This window comes from Polaromonas sp. P1_E1_2 (assembly GCF_056406035.1).
In genome coordinates this window covers 1-20,739 of the sequence record NZ_JBFUAZ010000018.1, presented here as the reverse complement: position 1 = coordinate 20,739, position 20,739 = coordinate 1, and the positions used below count along the sequence as shown (strand labels likewise).

Annotated in this window: 15 protein-coding genes and 1 pseudogene; 8 read left to right on the top strand and 8 right to left on the bottom strand. The window is 62.2% G+C overall.

Annotated features, from left to right (window positions below; translation table 11 throughout):
* On the bottom strand, window positions 1–3,077 hold a 3,077-nt coding region (locus tag AC1D1P_RS02355), incomplete at its 3' end, for a hypothetical protein (protein WP_477671975.1).
* Window positions 3,078–3,618: 541 nt separating this feature from the next.
* Window positions 3,619–4,140, bottom strand: a complete 522-nt coding sequence (locus AC1D1P_RS02350; protein ID WP_477671974.1) for a hypothetical protein — start codon at window positions 4,138–4,140, stop codon at window positions 3,619–3,621.
* Window positions 4,141–4,387: 247 nt separating this feature from the next.
* Between AC1D1P_RS02350 and urtA the strand changes: the two genes are divergently transcribed.
* From urtA to AC1D1P_RS02315, 7 genes are all read left to right on the top strand, one after another.
* Window positions 4,388–5,656, top strand: coding sequence for an urea ABC transporter substrate-binding protein (urtA, locus tag AC1D1P_RS02345; RefSeq protein ID WP_477671973.1), 1,269 nt, complete (start codon window positions 4,388–4,390; stop codon window positions 5,654–5,656).
* A gap of 272 nt (window positions 5,657–5,928) precedes the next feature.
* On the top strand, window positions 5,929–7,512 hold the full coding sequence (gene urtB, locus AC1D1P_RS02340) for an urea ABC transporter permease subunit UrtB (protein WP_477671972.1): 1,584 nt from the start codon (window positions 5,929–5,931) through the stop codon (window positions 7,510–7,512).
* A 1-nt stretch (window position 7,513) separates the two neighbouring features.
* The gene (urtC, locus tag AC1D1P_RS02335; RefSeq protein ID WP_477671971.1) at window positions 7,514–8,644 is read left to right on the top strand and encodes an urea ABC transporter permease subunit UrtC; all 1,131 of its coding nucleotides are present in this window, start codon (window positions 7,514–7,516) and stop codon (window positions 8,642–8,644) included.
* Window positions 8,641–9,525: an urea ABC transporter ATP-binding protein UrtD gene (gene urtD / locus AC1D1P_RS02330; protein ID WP_477671970.1), complete on the top strand. Its 885-nt coding sequence runs from the start codon at window positions 8,641–8,643 to the stop codon at window positions 9,523–9,525. Before urtC ends, urtD begins: the two co-directional genes overlap by 4 nt.
* Before the next feature lie 9 nt (window positions 9,526–9,534).
* The gene (urtE, locus tag AC1D1P_RS02325; protein WP_477671969.1) at window positions 9,535–10,227 is read left to right on the top strand and encodes an urea ABC transporter ATP-binding subunit UrtE; all 693 of its coding nucleotides are present in this window, start codon (window positions 9,535–9,537) and stop codon (window positions 10,225–10,227) included.
* 156 nt (window positions 10,228–10,383) lie between these two features.
* On the top strand, window positions 10,384–11,229 hold the full coding sequence (locus tag AC1D1P_RS02320) for a DUF817 domain-containing protein (RefSeq protein ID WP_477671976.1): 846 nt from the start codon (window positions 10,384–10,386) through the stop codon (window positions 11,227–11,229).
* Window positions 11,216–11,674: a ribosomal maturation YjgA family protein gene (locus AC1D1P_RS02315; protein ID WP_477671968.1), complete on the top strand. Its 459-nt coding sequence runs from the start codon at window positions 11,216–11,218 to the stop codon at window positions 11,672–11,674. Before AC1D1P_RS02320 ends, AC1D1P_RS02315 begins: the two co-directional genes overlap by 14 nt.
* On the opposite strand, the gene AC1D1P_RS02310 is transcribed toward AC1D1P_RS02315, so the two are convergent.
* Window positions 11,655–12,866 carry a cation:proton antiporter gene (locus AC1D1P_RS02310; RefSeq protein ID WP_477671967.1) on the bottom strand — a complete coding sequence of 404 codons (1,212 nt, stop codon included), beginning with the start codon at window positions 12,864–12,866 and terminating at the stop codon, window positions 11,655–11,657. The genes AC1D1P_RS02315 and AC1D1P_RS02310 overlap by 20 nt on opposite strands.
* A 175-nt stretch (window positions 12,867–13,041) precedes the next feature.
* Here AC1D1P_RS02310 and alaC point away from each other — a divergent pair, with 175 nt between their 5' ends.
* The gene (alaC, locus tag AC1D1P_RS02305) at window positions 13,042–14,277 is read left to right on the top strand and encodes an alanine transaminase (protein WP_477671966.1); all 1,236 of its coding nucleotides are present in this window, start codon (window positions 13,042–13,044) and stop codon (window positions 14,275–14,277) included.
* Between the two features lie 73 nt (window positions 14,278–14,350).
* Here the strand turns inward: alaC and AC1D1P_RS02300 are convergent, their stop codons facing one another.
* The 5 genes and pseudogenes from AC1D1P_RS02300 to AC1D1P_RS02280 form a co-directional block, all read right to left on the bottom strand.
* Window positions 14,351–14,698, bottom strand: coding sequence for a hypothetical protein (locus tag AC1D1P_RS02300; protein WP_477671965.1), 348 nt, complete (start codon window positions 14,696–14,698; stop codon window positions 14,351–14,353).
* Window positions 14,699–14,998: 300 nt separating this feature from the next.
* Entirely contained in the window at window positions 14,999–15,484 is a 486-nt protein-coding gene (locus AC1D1P_RS02295; RefSeq protein ID WP_477671964.1) for a hypothetical protein, read from the bottom strand.
* 266 nt (window positions 15,485–15,750) lie between these two features.
* Entirely contained in the window at window positions 15,751–16,581 is an 831-nt protein-coding gene (locus tag AC1D1P_RS02290; RefSeq protein ID WP_477668164.1) for an urease accessory protein UreD, read from the bottom strand.
* A gap of 195 nt (window positions 16,582–16,776) precedes the next feature.
* Complete coding sequence (gene cphA, locus AC1D1P_RS02285) at window positions 16,777–19,380, bottom strand: cyanophycin synthetase (protein WP_477671963.1); 2,604 nt, start codon at window positions 19,378–19,380, stop codon at window positions 16,777–16,779.
* Window positions 19,380–20,739: pseudogene (locus tag AC1D1P_RS02280) on the bottom strand (cyanophycin synthetase); the annotation flags it as partial. The gene cphA and the pseudogene AC1D1P_RS02280, both read right to left, overlap by 1 nt.

Here is a 20,739-nt window from a genome sequence, read left to right as displayed (position 1 = left end):
GGTTGGGTCAGCCACGCTTCGTCGGCAGCGATGGGCCAGAGCAGATCGACGCAGCTGTCACCACGGCGTACGGCCGCCAGGAAGAGCCGCGACCAGAGCAATCCCCACCCAGGGCCCCTGGCAGTCTGGTCGGCAACGGCGCGCGCAACTGCTTCCGGAAGTTCGACGAACGCGCCGACGAACTTCAGCATCAGCGCTTCGCCATCGTGGCCATAAGAACGATCGGGCTCGTGCGCCCACACATGGCTGTTATCTCCAATGAGTTTGAACACGGCGCCGCCGATGTTTCGGCTGACGGCCTCTTTGTTTTCAGAGCTGTGCTCTCTCCTTATGAWGCCCTCAACCGCTGTGATCAGTGCGCGAGTGGCGGACTCGGGATGAGCTTTCAGAAATTTTGGATAGAACTCGGCGAGCGAATACAGCGCCATGCCGTAGTCCTGTACCGAGTTGGAGCTCAAAGACAAGATTTGGCTCCGGCTTCCGCCGATGCTCGTGGTCACGCTTTCGGTGACGCTGCCCTCAAAGGTCCATCCATAGACGTCGGCGGCAAAGTCCGGATCTGCCTCGACGAGCGGGGCGATCTCGCGGCAAAGCGCCGGCACGTCATCCCAGTTGTGGGTGGCTGCCCGGGCTGGCAAGAAGACTTGCGCGAGCAGTGCACGGGACGCGGCCGGGTTCGTCGTGTAGGTCGAAACGACCCGCGGGATCACCATCGATGCTGCGATCTTCGATTCCGGCTCGAGCGCAAGTCGCAGCAACGCGCGCGCCCCTACGCCGACTGCTTCTCCGGTTTGCGGTGGACGTGCTGTGATGACCAGGACATGGAGCAGTGATCCCAGCACGTATGGAACCGCCTGGACACACGCTGCCAGTTCACCCGCAAGAGCGGCCCATGGAGCGAGGTTTATCTCGGGCGCATCTTCCACGCGGACGGCGAGGGCAGAGACCACGTGCCGGAGCGCTGTCGCTGCATGCTCCCGGCGCGCGGCAGTGTGGACCGCGATGGAATGAACGTCCTGCGGCGTCTCGGGAAGTTCTGCACTGAGCCGCCCGGCGACGCTGCGGAAGATCGGGTCACCATTGGCGTTGCCAAGAATCCTCTCAACGGCCGTCCAGAAGCGCTCACGGCTGTTCTCCGAGCTCCAGAGCTCCTGCAGCAGGAACCCCAGAGCTGGCGCGAGCATCAGGCCGACGGTCTCCCCTCTTAGGTACTCCTTGGCACCGGAGACGATGCCATCGACATCCATTAGGAGTCGAGACGCGGCGTAGTCAAAGATGAGGTGATGCCGAAACTGGACGTAGCGATCGTTCTCGACCCTGGCCAGCACGCCATGGTGAAGCAGGCTATTCAGCGCTTCAGAATTTGAGGTCGCGATGGCGGCGGTCGGGGTTCGCAGGGTCCGACCGTCGACCATGCTTTCAACAACGCGCAGGAGGCAGGCGTCGGCACCGACGCCCAGGGGCGTGATGCGGTGATCCCAGTACAGCCGCAGCAGGCCAGCCTGACTGGCCAGATGCACAAAGGCAGCTACAGTCATCCCTGAATTCAGCAGCTCGCCGATCAAGCGGGTGTTGAAAGGGACCATCGCCAGTTGCTGCAGCTCCACCGGCACGCCGGCTAGAGCCCGACGCAAATGCGGAGCCTGATCCAGCACGCGCTGGAATTCATCGGCGGACCAGGATGGCACCGCCAGGTGCCTGACCATCGAGAACGTGCTGTCCTGGTAGTCGGCGTGGGCAGGTCGCCCCTTGAACAGCTCGCGAAAGCGCACGCCCATCCGCAGGTCAAACGTGCGAATCGAGGCGATGACCTTCCAGCGCCCTTTCAAAGCCAGGACGCGCTCAATGAGCGTCCGGAAAGCCCCCTCCCCCTTACCGCCGCGGGTAGCGTCAAGCGCGTCGATGACCAGCCAGCCGTCGGTCGGTCCGTCCCAGGCTTGCAGCACGCTGACCAGGTCGTGATCAAGGTCGAGCTCCCGCTGCAGTCCCGCGAGATCCTGGACGCTGTAGCGATCGACCGCCATCTCAACCACATCACCATGCGCTCGCAGCTCACGGGCGAGCGTGTTGATGACCGCGCTCTTGCCCGCCCCGGGCTCGCCGATGAGAAGAAGTGATCCATCTCTGGCGGCCGCCAATGCGGCGGGCTGGCAATCCCGTGTGATCTTGATCACGCCGTCGGCCTGGTCGATCTTTTCGTAGCTCTGGAGATCGACGCCGATCTGCAGGGAATGCGCCTTCAGCTTCTTGACGTCCCTGTCGAACTGCGGCGGCGCGCGCAGGGGGATGCTCTCGGCCCCGAGCGCCTGGCGCAGCTGAGCCAAGTCGCCACCGCCGCGCTGAGTCATCCATCGCTTGGAGATGACAGTCAGCGTGTTGATCAACGGGCGCGCCTGGGAAGGCTCCACCACCACCGCCGCCATCGTGTCGAGCGCCTGACTGTCGGTACCGTCTGGATCGAACGTGATGACTCTGATCAGCGCGGCGAGCTCGCGCAGAAGCTCGGCCGGCATGTCCTCAGATGTAGTGGCGACCCAGGCCGCCTCCACGCACGACTTGAACACGTCAAGTGCCCTGTCCTCTTCTTTGTTGAGCGCGATCGGCGTGGGCTGCGAGAGGGATCGCAGGGCTGCGGGGAGGTCTAGACGGATGGACGAAGGGGCTGATGGCCCGACCGCCAACACTAGCCGGTCGTGGGCTGGGTCCAGCGGCCGGTTCCAAAGATCTGTTCTATCGCCATCGCGGCATTCCAGCCAGTGGCGAACGAACTGTTGGATGGTCTTCGCCAAGCCGCCTTTGGAGTTKGGCGAGAGGTCCACCGAGGTCTTGGCCTGCACCGCGATGAAGCCATCCAGGGAAGTCGCCACCAGGATGTCATCGACCGGCGCTTCGCTTTCGAACCGAATCCAGACGGGAACTGCCGCCCCCAAACCGAGCGAGTGATCCACCGGACGCTGCGCGAGCAGCTGCAGGCCGAACATCGCCCCGAGCTTCGCCTGGAACTCGAAGCCGCCTGCCGCGGCCGAGCCGCCAGCTTCAACGCCTTTTGAACTTGTTGGAATCCGTGAGGTAGCCAAGATGACCCACTTTTCTGATTTCGTGATGCGATCGCGGAAATTGTTCTAAGCGTCAGATGCCCTACGCCTACACCTGACGTCGGCGCCCAGTGGCACCAACACCAAGAATTGTCTCCCATATCACATCTTCCGTTAAAGATATTCCAACGACGAATGGCGGCACCCGCTGTATTACGCCATCCAGCATCCAGAGGCGTTGTCACCTGTGCCGGCTGCTTTCAGGCACTGAATCTGATCGTTCGGAATTCCGCTTTGTCGTCGAAAGCAGTCGTGTCGACTGACTATGGATAAGTACATATTGTCGGTAGCCAGATAAATCATCGATTAGCGAAGCGGGGGAGGCGAAGGGGTAGCAGGTCCATGATTCCCGCTCCGTGGCTTCTGCACCGCGCACGCCACCCGGCGTATTCCCCAACGCCCGTCCGGTCCTCAGAATCGGCTCATCGCTGCGACATAGGTGTACGTATTTTCCGGTTCACCATATCAGTAGTGGAGTGAGAAGCGAACGAAGCGGAACCCCGCGCTAAGCAAAGCAACATCACTACCGAGCCGTAAACCCAACCGGCAACAGCGGCGGCCCCGTCCGGTACATATCCACATAAATCGCAATCGTCTTGCTGCCTCCGTCAACCTGAATGTCGTAAACATCCAGCAGCCCGCCACCTGAGGGAAGCCCGCTACCCGTCGGGATCGATTTGTCCTCGTATTCGCAGCAGGCGCCTCGGCGTTCATAGGTCACGGGTTCGCCTTTTGGTCCGCGCAGTGAGTTGAGGTACAGATGGTGAAAGCTCTTGTCTCTCGGTCCTGTCTTGATGGGTTTCGCGGCAGAGTAGCCGTAGCCCGGGTCGGTGGCGGTTTGTAACTTGATGACGCGCAGATAGGGCGCTGCTGAATCTGATCGGCCGTTGGGGATGCCTTTTCCTCCTACGCGGGTGACGGAAACAATCCTGGGCTCGGGGTTGCTTGCACCTGGGCCAGGCTGGGTGGTCTGGCACCCTGCGAGGTTTGCGGCGGTCAAGGCAAGGATGAGCAGGTGTGAAGAGCGGGAAACCAGCGCGTTCATATAAGAGAGTCCTCGTTTTTAGTTTGATATGGAAGAGAGGTCAGCGGGCGCAGTGACCTCCCTGTAATGCCGGCCCTCACCGGCACCCCACAGCATAAAGGCCACCCCGCATACGCCACCCGGCGTATTCCCCAATCTCCCTCCGGTCCCCAGAATCGGTTCATCGCTGTGTAAAAGCCCTGGTTTCCCCTGGTTTTGGCGCAGCGAAACGCGACTCACCTACCTATCTACCGGAGCGAGGATTCACATGCAACAACGTCGATTTACCCTCAAGGCGATGACCGCCGCAGTCGCACTGGCAGGCCTTGGCGCCATGCCGGCTTTTGCCCAATCGGGTGGCACCATCAAGGTTGGCATCTTGCACAGCCTGTCGGGCACCATGGCAATTTCTGAAACGACCCTGAAAGACACCGTGCTGATGGCGATCGAAGAGATCAATGCCAAGGGCGGCGTGATGGGCAAGAAGCTCGAGCCCGTGGTGGTTGACCCGGCTTCCAACTGGCCCCTGTTTGCTGAAAAAACCAAGCAGCTGCTCGGTCAAGACAAGGTTTCCGTCATCTTCGGTTGCTGGACGTCTGTTTCCCGCAAGTCGGTACTGCCAGTGGTTGAAGAAATGAACGGCCTGCTGTTCTACCCCGTGCAGTACGAAGGTGAAGAACTCTCCAAGAACGTGTTCTACACGGGTGCAGCGCCTAACCAGCAGGCTATTCCTGCGGTTGACTATTTGATGAGCAAGGCCGGCGGCGGCGCCAAGCGCTGGGTTCTGCTGGGCACTGACTACGTGTACCCACGCACCACCAACAAGATCCTGCGCGCTTACCTGAAGAGCAAGGGCGTGGCTGACAAAGACATCGACGAGAAATACACCCCCTTCGGCCACAGCGATTACCAAACCATCGTGGCTGACGTGAAGAAATTCTCGCAAGGCGGCAAGACGGCTGTGGTGTCCACCATCAACGGTGACTCCAACGTGCCTTTCTACAAAGAGCTGGGCAATGCCGGCCTGAAGGCCAAAGACGTGCCAGTGGTTGCCTTCTCTGTGGGTGAAGAAGAACTGCGCGGCGTGGACACGAAACCGCTGGTGGGCCACCTGGCTGCCTGGAACTACTTCCAGTCGATCAAGAGCCCGGCCAACACCGAGTTCATCAAAAAATGGTCTGCCTACGCCAAGGCCAAGAAGCTCCCCGGCTCTGACAAGCCTTTGACGAACGACCCGATGGAAGCCACCTACATCGGCATCAACATGTGGAAGCAGGCTGTTGAAAAGGCCAAGTCCACCGATACCGACAAGGTCATCGCCGCCATGGCCGGCCAGACCTTCAACGCGCCTTCCGGCATCGTGAGCAAGATGGATGAGAAGAACCATCACCTGCACAAGTCGGTCTTCATCGGCGAAATCAAGGCCGACGGCCAGTTCAATGTGGTGTGGAAGACGCCTGGCCCCGTGAAGGCCAAGCCATGGTCTCCTTACATCGAAGGCAATGACAAAAAACCGGACGAACCCGTCAAGAAGTAAGCCATAGAGCTACTGCGCAACCCGATCTGGGCCTTGCAGTGCTCGCCGTACCTCTGTACGGCTCCGCGCTGCAAAACCCACCTCGGGCTGCTCGCTACGCTCTCTGGACCACTTCTTCAATGGAGTGGTTCTGGTTCTTCCAGTCTTGACGCCGTTTTGGCGTCTACGGTCCGGTTCTTGCTCTTGGTGAGTAAGACCGGTGCCCCTCAGGAAGTTGCAGTCTGGGCGCAACGCGGTTGCGTGCTGTGCCCAACCTACAGGTTCTTTCCCCTATGCTCCGTTACCCACTTCTCCGCCTACTCTTTCTTGCTACGCTTTTGATAGCTGCTCGCGCCCATGCCTTAAGCCCTGAGGAGGTAAAAGGCATGTCAATTGGCGAGACGGAGGCACGTGTCGAGGCCCTGGGCAAGGCCGCCGCCAAGGCTGACGAAAAGACGGCTGCGTTCATTCAGGCGCTGTCTGACGATGCGGTGAAAACCAAGGGTGACAAAGTCTTTGTTGTGAAAGACGACAAGGCCTTTGACCCGATCACTGGCGCTGAGGTGCCGTTGCCGGCTGATGCCGAAGACGTGATCAATCCCAACCTGATGCGCAGCGAGATCGACAACGCGCTGGCCGCGTTGAAGCTGTTTTCCAAAGACGAGAAGCAGCGGCGCGATGCGATCAAGACGCTGGGTGGCGATACCGACGAAGCGCGGCTGCCGCTGATTGAAAAAGCCTACGCGGCTGAAACCGTGCCCGAGCTGAAGAACCAGCTCGAGCTGATGCGCGCCGCCATCATGCTGGGCAGCACCGATAAAGCCAAGCGCCTGGAAGCCGCCGCGCAGCTGGCCGGCAGCAAGAACCCCAATACCAAGACGGTGCTGATAGAGCGCCTGGGCACCGAGGCGGACGCCGACGTGAAGGTGGCCCTGCAGGCTGCGCTGGCCAAGGTAGAGGCATCACTGGAGTGGGGCAACAAGCTGGGCGCGATTTTCAGCGGCATCAGCCTGGGCAGCATCTTGCTGCTGGTGGCGCTGGGGTTAGCCATCACTTACGGGCTGATGGGCGTCATCAATATGGCGCACGGCGAGCTGATGATGATTGGCGCCTATGCCACCTACGTGGTGCAGGGCGTGTTCCAGAAATACTTCCCCGGCGCATTTGACTGGTATTTGCTGGCCGCGGTGCCTGTGGCCTTTATGGCTTCGGCGCTGATGGGCGCCGCATTGGAGCGCAGCGTGATCCGTTTCCTCTATGGTCGGCCGCTGGAGACACTGCTGGCCACCTGGGGTATCAGCCTGATGCTGCAGCAGCTGGTGCGTTCGATCTTCGGTGCGCAAAACGTGGGTGTTGAAAATCCGGTGTGGATGAGCGGCGGCGTGCAGGTGCTGGGCAATCTTTCGCTGCCTTACAACCGGCTGGTCATCATTGTGTTTGCCGTGGCGGTGCTGCTGGGCGTGGCCTGGCTGATCAGCCGCACGCGGCTGGGCCTGTTTGTGCGCGGCGTCACGCAGAACCGGCCCATTGCCTCTTGCATGGGTGTGAACACTGCCCGCGTTGACACTTACGCCTTCGCGCTGGGTTCGGGCATTGCCGGCCTGGCCGGTTGCGCGCTGAGCCAAGTGGGCAATGTGGGGCCGGACCTGGGCCAGGGCTACATCGTGGATTCGTTCATGGTGGTGGTGCTGGGCGGCGTGGGGCAGCTGGCAGGCACGGTGTATGCCGCGATGGGCCTGGGCATTCTCAACAAATTCCTGGAAGGCTGGACGGGCGCCGTGCTGGCCAAGATTGCCGTGCTGGTGTTCATCATCATCTTCATCCAGAAGCGGCCGCAGGGCATCTTCGCGATGAAGGGCCGCAGTGCGGAGGCCTGAGATGACGACCACCATGACCCCGATGCCAACCATCGTGCACCTTCCCGCCAAGGGCCCGCTGCTCACACGCGGCGGCTGGAGCGCCTTCATGATGGCGCTGATCGCCGTCTGCGCCATTGCACCCATGCTCAACCTGTGGGTGCCCGAAGGCAGCATGTTCCACATGAGCACCTACGCTGTGGCGCTGCTTGGCAAGATCATGTGCTACGCCATCTGCGCGCTAGCCATGGACTTGATCTGGGGCTACACCGGCATCCTCTCGCTGGGGCATGGCGTGTTCTTTGCGCTGGGCGGCTACGCCATGGGCATGTACCTCATGCGCCAGATCGGCCGCGACGGCAACTACAAAAGCGACCTGCCCGACTTCATGGTGTTCCTTGACTGGAAGACCTTGCCCTGGCACTGGACCTTCAGCGACAGCTTTGTCGCCACCCTGTTTTTGATTGTGGCGGTGCCGGGCATCATTGCGTTTGTGTTTGGTTTTTTTGCGTTCCGCTCGCGCATCAAGGGCGTTTACTTTTCCATCATCACCCAGGCCATGACGTTTGCGGCCATGCTGCTGTTCTTTCGCAATGAAACAGGCTTTGGCGGCAACAACGGCTTTACCGACTTCAAGCGCATTCTCAACATCCCGATTGCCACGCCGTCGATGCGCATGACGCTGTTCATCATGACCGGCCTCACGCTGCTGGGCTTCTTTCTGTTTGCCAAATGGCTGGTGGGCAGCAAGTTTGGCCGTGTGCTGCAGGCCATTCGCGACGCCGAAACACGTGTGATGTTCTCGGGCTACAGCCCGCTGGGCTACAAGCTCACGATCTGGGTCATCTCGGCCATCATGTGCGGTGTGGCCGGTGCGCTGTATGTGCCGCAGGTCGGCATCATCAACCCGAGCGAAATGAGCCYGGCCAACTCGATTGAAATTGCCATCTGGGCCGCAGTGGGCGGGCGCGCCAGCCTGATCGGGCCGATAGTGGGTGCCTTTATTGTCAACGGCGCCAAGAGCTGGCTCACGGTGGCGTATCCCGAATTCTGGCTGTACTTTCTGGGGGCGCTTTTCATCAGCGTCACGCTATTCCTGCCCGATGGGGTGGTGGGCCTGGTCAAGAAGCTACGCAAAGGCGGTGCGAAATGACCCCCGACCTTCTTGAACAGGGCGCGCGCCGCATTGAAGAACGCCTGGCTGCACTCGAAGCTGGAAAGAGCAACACCGAGTCCGGTGGCCGCAGCGCCAGTGGCCGCCGTATTGCCCACGCCGCTGGCGAGGTAGACGTTACCCACGGCCGTATCCTGTACCTGGAAGATGTGAGCGTCAGCTTCGACGGCTTCAAGGCCATCAACAAGTTGAGCCTGGACATTGCGCCCGGCGAGCTGCGCTGCATCATCGGCCCCAATGGCGCCGGCAAGACCACCATGATGGACATCATCACCGGCAAGACCCGGCCCGATGAAGGCACGGTGTTCTTTGGCAGCACGATTGACCTGCTGCGCCACAAGGAAGCCGAAATCGCCCAGTTGGGAATAGGCCGCAAGTTCCAGAAGCCCAYGGTGTTTGAGCAGCTCACGGTGTTTGAAAACCTGGAACTCGCGCTCAAGACCAACAAGGGCGTGAAGCATTCGATGTTCTTCAAGCTTGACTCGGTGCAAAGCGACCGGCTGGCCGAGATTTTGGTGACGATTCACCTGGCCGACAGCGTGGGCCGCATGGCCGGCAACCTGAGCCATGGGCAAAAGCAGTGGCTGGAGATCGGCATGCTGCTGATGCAGGACCCCAAACTGCTGCTGCTCGACGAGCCGGTGGCTGGCATGACCGATGAAGAAACGGCGCGCACGGCGGAGCTGTTTTTAACGCTCAAGGGCAAGCATTCGCTGATGGTGGTGGAGCACGACATGAGTTTTATCAAGACGATTTCGGAGATCGTGACCGTGCTGTGTGATGGGTCTGTGTTGGCGCAGGGGACGCTGGATCAGGTTCAGGCGGATGAGCGGGTCATCGAAGTCTACTTGGGACGTTGAGGACACACCATGCTGAACGTCAAAAACATCAACCAGTACTACGGCGGCTCCCACATCCTGCGGGACGTGAGCCTGGACGCTCACCTGGGCAGGGTTACGGTGCTGCTGGGCCGCAACGGCGTGGGCAAGACCACGCTGCTCAAATCACTGATGGGCCTGATCCCCATCAAGACCGGCACGATTGAATTCGACGGCAAACCCATCCAGGGCAACACGCCGTATGAGCGCGCCCGCGCAGGCATCGGCTTTGTGCCGCAGGGCCGCGAGATCTTCGCGCGCCTGACGGTGGAAGAAAACCTGCGCATGGGCCTGGCCTACAAAAGCGCCAGCACGCCGATTCCTGCCGAGCTGTATGAGCTGTTTCCGGTGCTCAAGCAGATGCTGAACCGTCGCGGCGGTGACTTGTCGGGTGGGCAGCAGCAGCAGCTGGCCATTGCACGCGCGCTGGCGGCCAAGCCCAAGCTGTTGATTCTTGACGAGCCCACCGAAGGCAYACAGCCCAGCATCATCAAGGACATCGGCCGCGTGATCCGCATGCTGGCCGACCGCGGYGACATGGCCATCTTGCTGGTGGAGCAGTACTACGACTTTGCGCAGGAACTGGCCGACGACTACCTGGTGATGGAGCGCGGCCAATTCATTGCGCGCGGCCAGGGCAAGGACATGGAAACCAACGGCGTGCGGCAGCTGGTGGCGATTTAAGCAGGCCGCCTGCCGTCGCTTTGCGTCAAAGCCCGGTTTGTCCGGGCTTTTTTGTGCCTGCAGGCATGCCGATATTCGTATCAGTTCCGCGAACGTAGAATCGCAGCGGTCGCCGAAACAAACCGGCTAAAAACAATCAAAAAAAGGTAGATGCCGATGGCGTTGCTTGCGTTGGACAACTGGCTGATCCAGGCGAAATCTCATGCGGGCCTGTCGGGCTTTCGCCGCTTTCTGGTGGAGTTTGGCTGTTTCGGCCTCAAGGAAGCCAGGGCCTGCCTCTTTGCGGGCTTGTTCTTTGCGGCGGTGTTTTTGGTACCGCGGGCCGGCGTGGCCGGTGTTCCGCGCTACGACCTGCTGCTTTTGATTGCGCTGCTGATTCAAGGCTGGATGGTGCTGGCCGGGCTGGAAACCCTGGATGAGCTGAAAGCCATCTGCCTCTTTCACGTGGTGGGGTTTGCGCTGGAGGTCTTCAAGACCTCCGGGTCCATCCAGTCCTGGAGCTACCCGGATTTTGCCTATACGAAAGTGTTTGGTGTGCCGCTGTTTTCCGGTTTCATGTATGCGGCGGTGGGCAGCTACATCATCCAGGCGTGGCGACTGTTTGACCTGCGCATCCGGCATCACCCGCCTTACTGGATGGGCGTGGTGATTGCGTTGCTGATTTACGGCAATTTTTTCACGCACCACTTTTGGGGCGACTACCGCTGGTACATCGCCGCCTGCCTGGGCGGCTTGTACGCCAGGTCCACGGTGATCTTCCGGCCCTATGACCGGGACCGGAGCATGCCCTTGCTGCTGAGCTTTTTGCTGATCGGCTTCTTTATCTGGGTGGCTGAAAACATCAGCACGTTCTTCAGCCTCTGGCATTACCCCAACCAGCTGGGTGCCTGGTCCCTTGTCCATGTGGGCAAGTGGAGTTCCTGGTCGCTGCTGGTGGTCATGACCTTCACCATCGTGGCCAACCTGAAGCATGTGAAGGCGCGCATCCATGTCCCCGACTGAGACAGATGCTTCCCGCGTGAAGCTGCGCTTTGACCGCGAGGCTGCACTCTGGGCAGTCTTCATTTTCATCATTGAAGTGCTGATCGCAACCGTGTGGTCGCACCACCTCTGGCTACGGGGTTTTGTCGGCGACGTGCTGGCAGTGGTGTGGGTGTACCTTTTGCTCAAGACCGTGGTCAAGGCCAACACCCGCGGCCTGGCGCTGGTGGCGTTTGCGGTGGGGTGCCTCGTGGAGCTGGCCCAGTATGTGGCCAGCGTCAATGGCTGGCACGTGCAGAACCGGGTGCTGAAGATTCTGCTGGGTTCGGTGGCTGACTGGATGGACGTGCTCGCCTATGCCTGCGGATTCCTGCTGGTTTTGGCGCTGGAGTTCCTGCTGGCCCGCTGGAAGGCCGCCAGAAGGCCGATTACTCCGATTGCGCCTGTTACTTCGAGCGAGAGATGATCTCCTTCATGCGCTGAAGCCGGGGTGCCGTCATCGGCACCGTCAGCATGGTGCTGGCAATGGCCATCAGCAGCAGGGCGGTGAAGGTCTCATTGGAGATGATTTTCTTGCTCAGCAGGATGTTGACAAAGATGATCATGATCAGCCCTTTGGTCTGCAGCAGCCAGCCGATGATGGAGCCTTCGCCGGGCGCCCATTTCAGCACTTTGCCTGCGATGTAAGTGCCCATCAACTTGCCGCCGACTGAAGCCACCAACAGCACCGCCGCGGCGATAAAAACAGYCTCTCCGCCGACGGACCAATTGGTGCGCAGCCCCGCACTGAGGAAGAACACCGGCATCATCACCAGCAGCACGTGATGGCGCAGCAGGTCCATGTGTTCCTGGTTGAACCACTCACCGTCGATGACGGCGCCGGCCAGGAAAGCCCCGATCATGTAGTCCAGCCCGGCCCATTCCGCACCGAAGGCGCAGACGATCAACCAGATCAACCCGACGTACCAGCGGTCACGCTCGGGCAGCCACACCATGAGCTTGCGAAAGGCATAGCTCACAACGCCGAACGCCACGAGAAAACCGACCTGGGTGCCCACCCGTTTCCAGTCCATCAGGATCAGTGCCAGCACGCCCCAGATCGCGATGTCGTCGAGGCTGGCGTAACGGATCAGGCGCTGGCCCACGGGCTGACGCAGGATGGCGAGCTTGTCCATCAGCAGGATCAGCACGGGCAGCGCCGTGACGGCGCAGGCCATGCCGACGCCCACCACAAACTGCCAGGGCATGCCTTGCGCGCCCAGCCACCCCGGGTACATCAGCATGCCTGCGGCCACGACGCAACCCAACACCAGCGGTGTGCTTAGCGCCAGGCCGGCGGTGATGCCGCTTTCGCGCCGGTGTTCCCAGGTCTTTTTGAGGTCCAGCTCGATGCCGGCGATCCAGACAAACACCATGACGGCCCACCAGGCAATGCCGTTGAGCGACTGCACCACCGGCGCGCTGAAGACAAAGGCGTAGTAGTCAGGGTAGACCTTGCCCAGGATGCCCGGGCCCAGCAAAATGCCGGCGATCATCTGCACCACCACCAGCGGCGCGTAGTAGTCGGTTCCGAGAACCCGCCAGATCAGGTAGGGCACCGCGAAGATGAGCGCCATGGCGATCAAGTAGGTTTCGGTGGTGGTCATTGCGGAGTCCATGGTTCCCTTTGTTTTTATGCCTTCCGGCTCCGTGCCGGCGGCCAAGCCCCGCATGGTAGACCATGGCGGTGGCGCCGGTTGTAAGCGGCCTGCCTGTCGGTTACCATGGCGTCGGCTGGCCCCATTGCCAGCCACGTCGCTCGGACGGTTCCGGGCGCTTACGTGAAAGTTTCTTATGTCCGCCTCTTCTTCAGGCAAGCGCCGCTTTGCGCGCATTGACCGGCTTCCCCCCTACGTCTTCAACATCACGGCCGAGCTGAGAATCGCGGCGCGCCGGCGCGGCGAGGACATCATCGACATGAGCATGGGCAACCCCGATGGGGCCACGCCCGCGCACATCGTGGCCAAGCTCACCGAGGTCGCGCAGCGGCCCGACACGCACGGCTATTCGGCCAGCAAGGGCATTCCGCGGCTGCGGCGCGCGATTGCGCGTTGGTACCAGAGCCGTTACCAGGTGGCGATTGACCCCGACACCGAGGCCATCGTCACCATCGGCTCCAAGGAAGGCCTCGCCCACCTGATGCTGGCCACGCTGGACCGCGGCGACACCGTGCTGGTCCCGGACCCGAGCTATCCCATCCATATCTACGGCGCGGTGATCGCGGGGGCCGACATTCGCTCGGTGCCGCTGACACCCGACACGGATTTTTTTGCCGAGCTGGAAAAAGCCATTCGCGGCAGCTACCCMAAGCCCAAGATGATRGTGCTGGGGTTTCCGTCCAACCCCACCGCGCAATGCGTGGAGCTGGAGTTTTTCGAGAAGGTGATTGCACTGGCGCGCAAGCACGACATTTTTGTGGTGCACGACCTGGCCTATGCTGACATCGTGTTCGACGGCTGGAAGGCGCCTTCCATCATGCAGGTGCCGGGCGCCAAAGACATCGCGGTGGAATTTTTTACGCTCTCCAAAAGCTACAACATGGCAGGCTGGCGTGTCGGCTTCATGGTGGGCAACCCCGACCTGGTGGCCGCGCTGGCGCGCATCAAGAGCTATCACGACTACGGCACCTTCACCCCGCTGCAGGTGGCCGCGATTGCCGCGCTGGAAGGCGACCAACAATGCGTGAAGGACATTGCCGCGCAATACCAGGCGCGGCGCGACGTGCTCTACAAGGGCCTGACCGAAGCGGGCTGGCCGGTGGACTGCCCCAAGGCGTCGATGTATATCTGGGCGCGCATTCCCGAGGCTTACCGCAAGCTGGGGTCGCTGGAATTTGCCAAACAGCTGCTGGAGAAGGCCAAGGTGTGTGTGTCACCGGGCATCGGCTTTGGCGACCACGGTGACGACCATGTGCGCTTTGCCTTGATCGAGAACGAAGCCCGCATCCGCCAGGCGGTGCGCGGCATCAAGGCCATGTTCAAGGCGGAAGGGGTGCTGAAATCCGCACAAACCGATAAGCAGGAAGGCTAAAAAAAAGTGGGCTGCAAGCGGTCCACTTTGACACGACTCAAGACCGGCAACAAAGGTGTCGGCACTGTTTTCTTCAACTGCCGGTGGCGTTGGGTGTGTCTTTTTCTGCGATAGCGGCTGTGGCTGCCAGCAGTTTTTTCTCCAGTTCGGCACGCTCCGCAATCTCCCGCTCCAGCAGGTCGTTGACGTGTGCCAGCTCTTCCGCGGAACTCTGGATTTTGTCTTCCAGTTCCGCGGTTTTTACCAGCGCCATCGCAACGTCGCCCGTTTTGACCGCGGGTGGAATTTCTTTTTCGAGGACCTTGTTGATCAGCAGCAGTTCTTGTGCCGATCTTTCCACCGTGTCCTGCACGGCATCGTTTTTTTCGAGCGCTCGCGCCAGTTGTGGCTTCTCGGGCGAGGTGTTCTGGGATTTTTGCATGGATGCTTTCGTGGCGGATGATGTGGCGGGTGATGGCCGGGAGAACATGGAGACGGCGTCCCGCAGTGGACGCGCGATAGTCTCCCTCATCATGCGCGCGAAATCCGTTGACCGGGTGGACTTTACGGGGGGATTACCTGCGTGGGCGGCGCATGAAATATGAGTTGCCTGGAGAAACCGGTGATATGGAAAACCTGCCCATACAACGCACACAAAAAGAAGTGGGCCGCAAGCGGCCCACCTTTGCTTCTGCTCCATCCGGTGAATTCATCAAACCCCGGCGGAGCGAGTGGCAACTGGTTATTGCGGCGGTGAGGCGACGGGCGCCGGGATCACCACAATGTCTGTCGAGGTCTGCGGCTGCACGCGCACGTTGGTGGCGCCTGAGGGCACCACAACGGTTTCAACTTCGCGCACCACACCGCCGCCGGCGACGCTGCCTTCGGCCTTGCCATAGCCCACGATACGGGCCTGGCAGGCGACCTGGTCTTCACCCTTGAAGACATCACAGCGCTTCAATGCATTGGCGGCAAACTGTCCATTGGCGTTGTCGACCTTGCCGGCACGTTTGGCGGCATTGGCGTTCTTCACTTCAGTGATACAGGTTGCCCGGTCTTGTTGGGTCTTGCCGTTGTTACACGCGGCCATTTCGCTCCTGGCGTCACCCGTGGCGTCGATCCCGGTGGTGCCGGAAGCAATCTGGGCAGCAGCGCCCAGGGAGAGCAGGGCGGCTGCGCCGAAACAGGCCGCAGTGCGCGCAAGGCGGAAATTCAGGGATGAGGTCATGGTCAAACTCCTTGTTCGAAACTCGATGGATATCGATAAATGGAGTCTGGGCCGCTACCTGAAACGGCCATGAAAGGAAAAGGTCCGGGTAAGCCGTGCCCTAAGCCCATTCGCCTGTAGGACAGGTCTTTCAGCGGCTTTTGATGGGCCGGGGTTCGCGCGGGTAACGGCTAACTAAAGACTACAAAACCCGTTGAGCTGAGGGGCAGGCGTAACGAATTTTCTGAAGATGGTTTCTTGTACAGCCTGCAGGGGCAGTTACAGCACTACATCGACCAGATGCGCGGCGTGGACGGCGCCAGCTGCCAGAGCTGTGTGCGCCAGGCCTGCCAGACCTGCTTGAGCAAGGCCATGGCAGGTTCAACCACCGGTGACAGCACACGGATGACGACGACCTGCCCGTCGGGGCTGGTCGCGCCGGCGTACGCGGCAAGCGGGTGGGCCTGCATCACGTCACGTGCGCAGTCCAGCGCCAGCTGGCGGCGATGGCGCTCGAGCTTGCTGCCGGCCACAAAAAAGAGTGAGGCGAGGCAGCGGTTGCCGGCCATGCCGAGCGGGCTGTTCATCAGCAAGGTGTCTGCGGCATCCATGCGTGCGCGCTCGAGCCAGACACCGGGCACTTCGATGTGCTGGCGAAAGCTGCCGCTCTCGAACGGCAGGCTGGCGGCGGGCAGGCCCAGGGCAGTGACGTCCCAGCCGATCAGCTCTGCGCCGGGCGCCAATGTCATGGTCAGGCGGTTTTCGGCAAGGCAGCCGTTGTAGCAAATGGCTTCTAGCGGCAGCCATTCCATGCGGGCGCCGGCCTGCAGGTCGAGGCGGGTGCGCTGCAGGGCGGGCTCGCCGGCGGATCGGTAAAAGCGGGTGGCACCGGGCGTGGTGATGAGGCCGTGTGTGCCGGGTGCTGCGCTGAAGGCCAGGTCCAGCGTGTCGCCGCCGACCAGGCCGCCGGGTGGGTGCACGATGACGTTATGGCAAATCGCGTCGCCTTCGGGGTAAAGACTTTGCAGGATGCGCAGGGGTCCGCTATGGCGAAAGTGGGCAAGGGTCTTGCCGGCCTGGTGGGTGTAGTCGAGAGCGAGGGTCGCGTTCCAGGTCATGGGGCAAGTTTAACGCGGGCAGGGTGCCTGGCTTTGCTATTAATTCAGGAGCTGCTTGCGCTCGTCCTGATTGGGTTGTAGCCTCTTTTTGATTGAAATTCAGGGTCCTGCGTATTCACTGCTGGCTTGCCGGGCTGCGAAAAGCGGTGCAGCTCATCCGCGCCGCTCTCCGTTTTGCCCGGCAACCCTGACACGCTAGTGCGCAACTGTCTCTTTGGCTTCTTTCACGCGCGCGGCCAGGTGGTCCAGCGCCTCCTGCACCTGGTCGACCAGGATCAGGCAGAGGTCACCAGGTGACAGGCGCGCGAGCGCGGTGTCGATGGCCAGGAACTCACCACGGATCTCGTCGATTTTCTTGGTACGTTGCGCCTTGTGGGCGCCTTCCAGGCCCTGGCGCAGCAGGCCCATGACTTCACCGTCAGCGCGGCCGCGCTGGGCGGCGTCCTGGTAGAGGATGACGTCGTCAAACGCGCCGCCCAGGATGATGGTCTGGTCGCGGATGTCGCTGTCGCGGCGATCGCCTGCGCCGCTGATCACGACACTGCGACGCTGCCTTGGCGTGGCCGGCATGGCGTCGACCGCGGCCACCAGGGCGCGCATGGCGTCGGGGTTGTGGCCGTAGTCGGCGATCACCGTGGCGCCTTTGTAGTCCATCACGTTGAAACGGCCGGGCGCGTTGTGCGCGTCGTTCACAAAGCTGGAAAGCCCACGCTTGATGGTGTCCCAGTTGATGCCGGCGCCCCAGGCGGCCGCGACGGCGGCCATGACGTTCTCGACCTGGAAACTGATGGTGCCGCCCCGTGTGACGGGAACGCCTTGCAGCGCGATGCGTTCGACCCAGGCGCCTTCAGCGGCTACCAGCGTGGCGCCGTCGACGTACACGGTGCGCTTGCCTTGTGCGCGGTGCGTGGCCATCAGCGGGTGGTGCCGGTCGGCGGCGAAAAAGATCACCTTGCCGGGGCAGGTGGCCGCCATGTCGGCGACGATGGGGTCGGCGGCATTGAGCACCGCGTAGCCGGTGGTCGAGACGTTCTGCACGATCACGCGCTTGAGCACGGCCAGGTCTTCCACCGTGGTGATGTAGTTCAGGCCCAGGTGGTCGCCGCTGCCGATGTTGGTGACAACGGCGACTTCGCAGCGGTCAAAACCCAGGCCTTCGCGCAGCACGCCGCCACGGGCGATTTCGAACACGGCCGCGTCGACGTCAGGGTGCATCAACACGTTGCGCGCACTCTTGGGGCCGCTGCAGTCGCCGCTGTCGGTTTGCCGGCCGTTGATGTAGACGCCGTCGGTATTCGTCATGCCGGTGCGCAGACCGTCGGCGGCCAGCAGGTGGGCAATCAGGCGTGTGGTGGTGGTCTTGCCGTTGGTGCCGGTGACGGCAATCACCGGCACGCGGCCGTTGTCACCGGGGGAAAAAAGTTCGTCGATCATGGCGACGCCCACGGCGCGGCCCTTGCCGTAGGAGGGCGACAGGTGCATGCGCAGGCCCGGCGCGGCATTGACTTCCACGACGCCGCCGTTTTGCGATTCGAGCGGGCGCAGCATGCTTTCGCACACCACGTCGACGCCGCAGATGTGCAGGCCGACCATTTGTGCGGCCGCCACGGCGCGGGCGGCTACTGCGGGGTGTACGTCATCGGTCACATCGGTGGCGGTGCCGCCGGTGCTGAGGTTGGCGTTGTTGCGCAGGATGACGCGCCGGCCCTTGGCGGGAATGGATTCGGGCGTGAGCTCCTGGGCTTCCAGGCGGGCCACGGCGATGTCGTCGAAGCGGATCTTGGTGAGCGAGGTGGAATGGCCTTCGCCGCGTTTGGGGTCCTGGTTGACGATGTCGACCAGCTCACGCACGGTGTGCAGGCTGTCGCCCACGACCTGCGGCGGCTCACGGCGCGAGGCGGCCACCAATTTGTTGCCCACCACCAGTAGCCGGAAGTCGCTGCCGGGAAGGAATTTTTCGACCATGACTTCGCCGTATTCGGCGGCTGCCTTCCAGGCGGTGTCGAGGTGTTCACGCGTGGTGATGTTGACGGTGACGCCCTTGCCCTGGTTGCCGTCCAGCGGTTTCACGACTACCGGCAAACCCACTTCCAGGGCCGCGGCCCAGGCATCGTCCGTATCGGTGACCGGGCGGCCCAGCGGCACGGGCACGCCGGCCGCGCGCAGCAGTTTTTTGGTGAGGTCCTTGTCTTGCGCGATGGATTCGGCCACGGCGCTGGTGGCGTCGATTTCCGCGGCCTGGATGCGCCGCTGTTTGGAGCCCCAGCCGAATTGCACCATGCTGCCTTTGGTGAGGCGCCGGTAGGGAATGCCGCGTGCCACGGCGGCGTCGACAATCGCGCCGGTGCTGGGACCGAGGCGTTCGTCTTCGTCGAGCGCGCGCAGTTGGGCAATCGCGGCGTCCAGGTCAAACGCGGTGTCGCGCAGGGCGGCGTGAATCAATGCTTGCGCCAGCTCAAACGCCAGCCGGCCGACGGTTTCTTCGCTGTACTCGACCACGACCTGGTAGGTGCCGGCTTCAACAGTAGAGGCGGTATGGCTGAAGGTGAGGGGGCAACCGGCAGCCGTCTGCAGCGCCAGCGCGGCGGCTTCAAGCACATGGGCCAGTGAGACGGGGCCTGCGTGGCCGGTCTGCCGGAAGGCGCCCATCTCGGGGAACAGCGAGCGCACGCGCGGCTCAAAGCCTGGCAGACCCGTGATATTGCACTCCACCGCAGTGCAGGCAACGATGGCTTCGAGCGCTGTGTGGCGGCTCCAGAGGTTGGGCCCGCGCAGGGCCCGGATACGGGACACTTCCATTACTCGGCACTCCCGGCGGTTTTAGGGGTGGTTTCAAAGGCTTCCATGCCGGCGCCTATCAAATTGAGGGGGATGCCCAGCGCCCAGGCGGCGCCCACGGCGGCCAGCAGTCCACCCTCGGACAGCCCGCGGCGTTCGCGCCAGGCGGCAAGCTTGCCGAGGCCCGGCAAAAAAGCCTCGCTGGCGCCGGTGGCCAGCACGACCTGGTCCTGGCGCAGGTAGAGCGCGCGGCCGCCTTTGGCGCAATGCGCCGCAATGGCCGGGGTCTTGGGGTCGGTGCTGTAGAAAATGACTTCGCCGTCGCAAAGCTCCTGCATTTCGGCGATGCGGTGATCTGCGGCATTGAGCACGGCGGCGCCGCCGGGCAGCACCACATCGACCTGCGAGCGCATCACCTTGTACATCTGGTCGGCTTCGGTGATGTCGAATTCGGCCAGGCCTTCGGCGCCGCCCAGGTCCGTGACGACACCCACCTGGCATTTGTCATAGGGCAGGCCGGTGCGCAGGATGGTGTCGGCGCCGTTTTCAAACACCGCTGCCTGCACGGCGCGGTTGATCAGCAGGCGCTGGCCGGCTTCCCAGTTGGCGCAGTTGGATGCGTCCACACAGCGCTGGTCCAGGAACAACCCACCCTGGCAGGCCAGGCCGGTGTGCCGACCCGACAGGTGCAGCAGCCAGGCCACCAGACGCGCCACGCGCTGGTTGTCGCTGGAGCCGGCAATGCCGACGATGGGAATGCGGCCGTCAGGGCTGTCGGAGTCGGTGGCGGGGAAAAGGTGGTCGCAGATGGCACGGCCCACCGGGCGCGGCGCGCCTTCGGCCGGTTTGAGGTGCATGAGGAGGCCTGGGCCGGCGTTCACCTCAACGATGGCGCCGCCTTGCTCGTGCAACGGGCGCGAGATGTCTTGCGCCACCACATCGACCCCGGCGATGTCCAGGCCCACCACGCGGGCGGCCAGCGACACGATGTGATCAACGTCAGGATGAACCTGGTCGGTGCAGTCGATGGCCACATTGCCGTTGCGCTGGATCAGCACCTCGCGGCCAACGGCCGGTATGGCTTCGGGGCTCAGGCCCTGGCGCTGCAGATCAAGAATGATGGCGCCGTCGCTGGCGGTGTTGATGCGGCCCAGCGGGAAGTCTTCACCGACGCCGCGGCGCGGGTCGGTGTTGAGCTGTGCGTCTACCAACTGTGAGACGGTGGAGGTGCCGTCGCCGGTGACCCAGGCGGCTTCGCCGCGCGCGGCGGCGACCACACGGCCGCCGACCACCAGCAGGCGGTGTTCATTGCCGCGTACAAAGCGCTCGACCATGACTTCGCTGCCATGCCGGGCCGCAACCTCGAACGCACCTTCGACT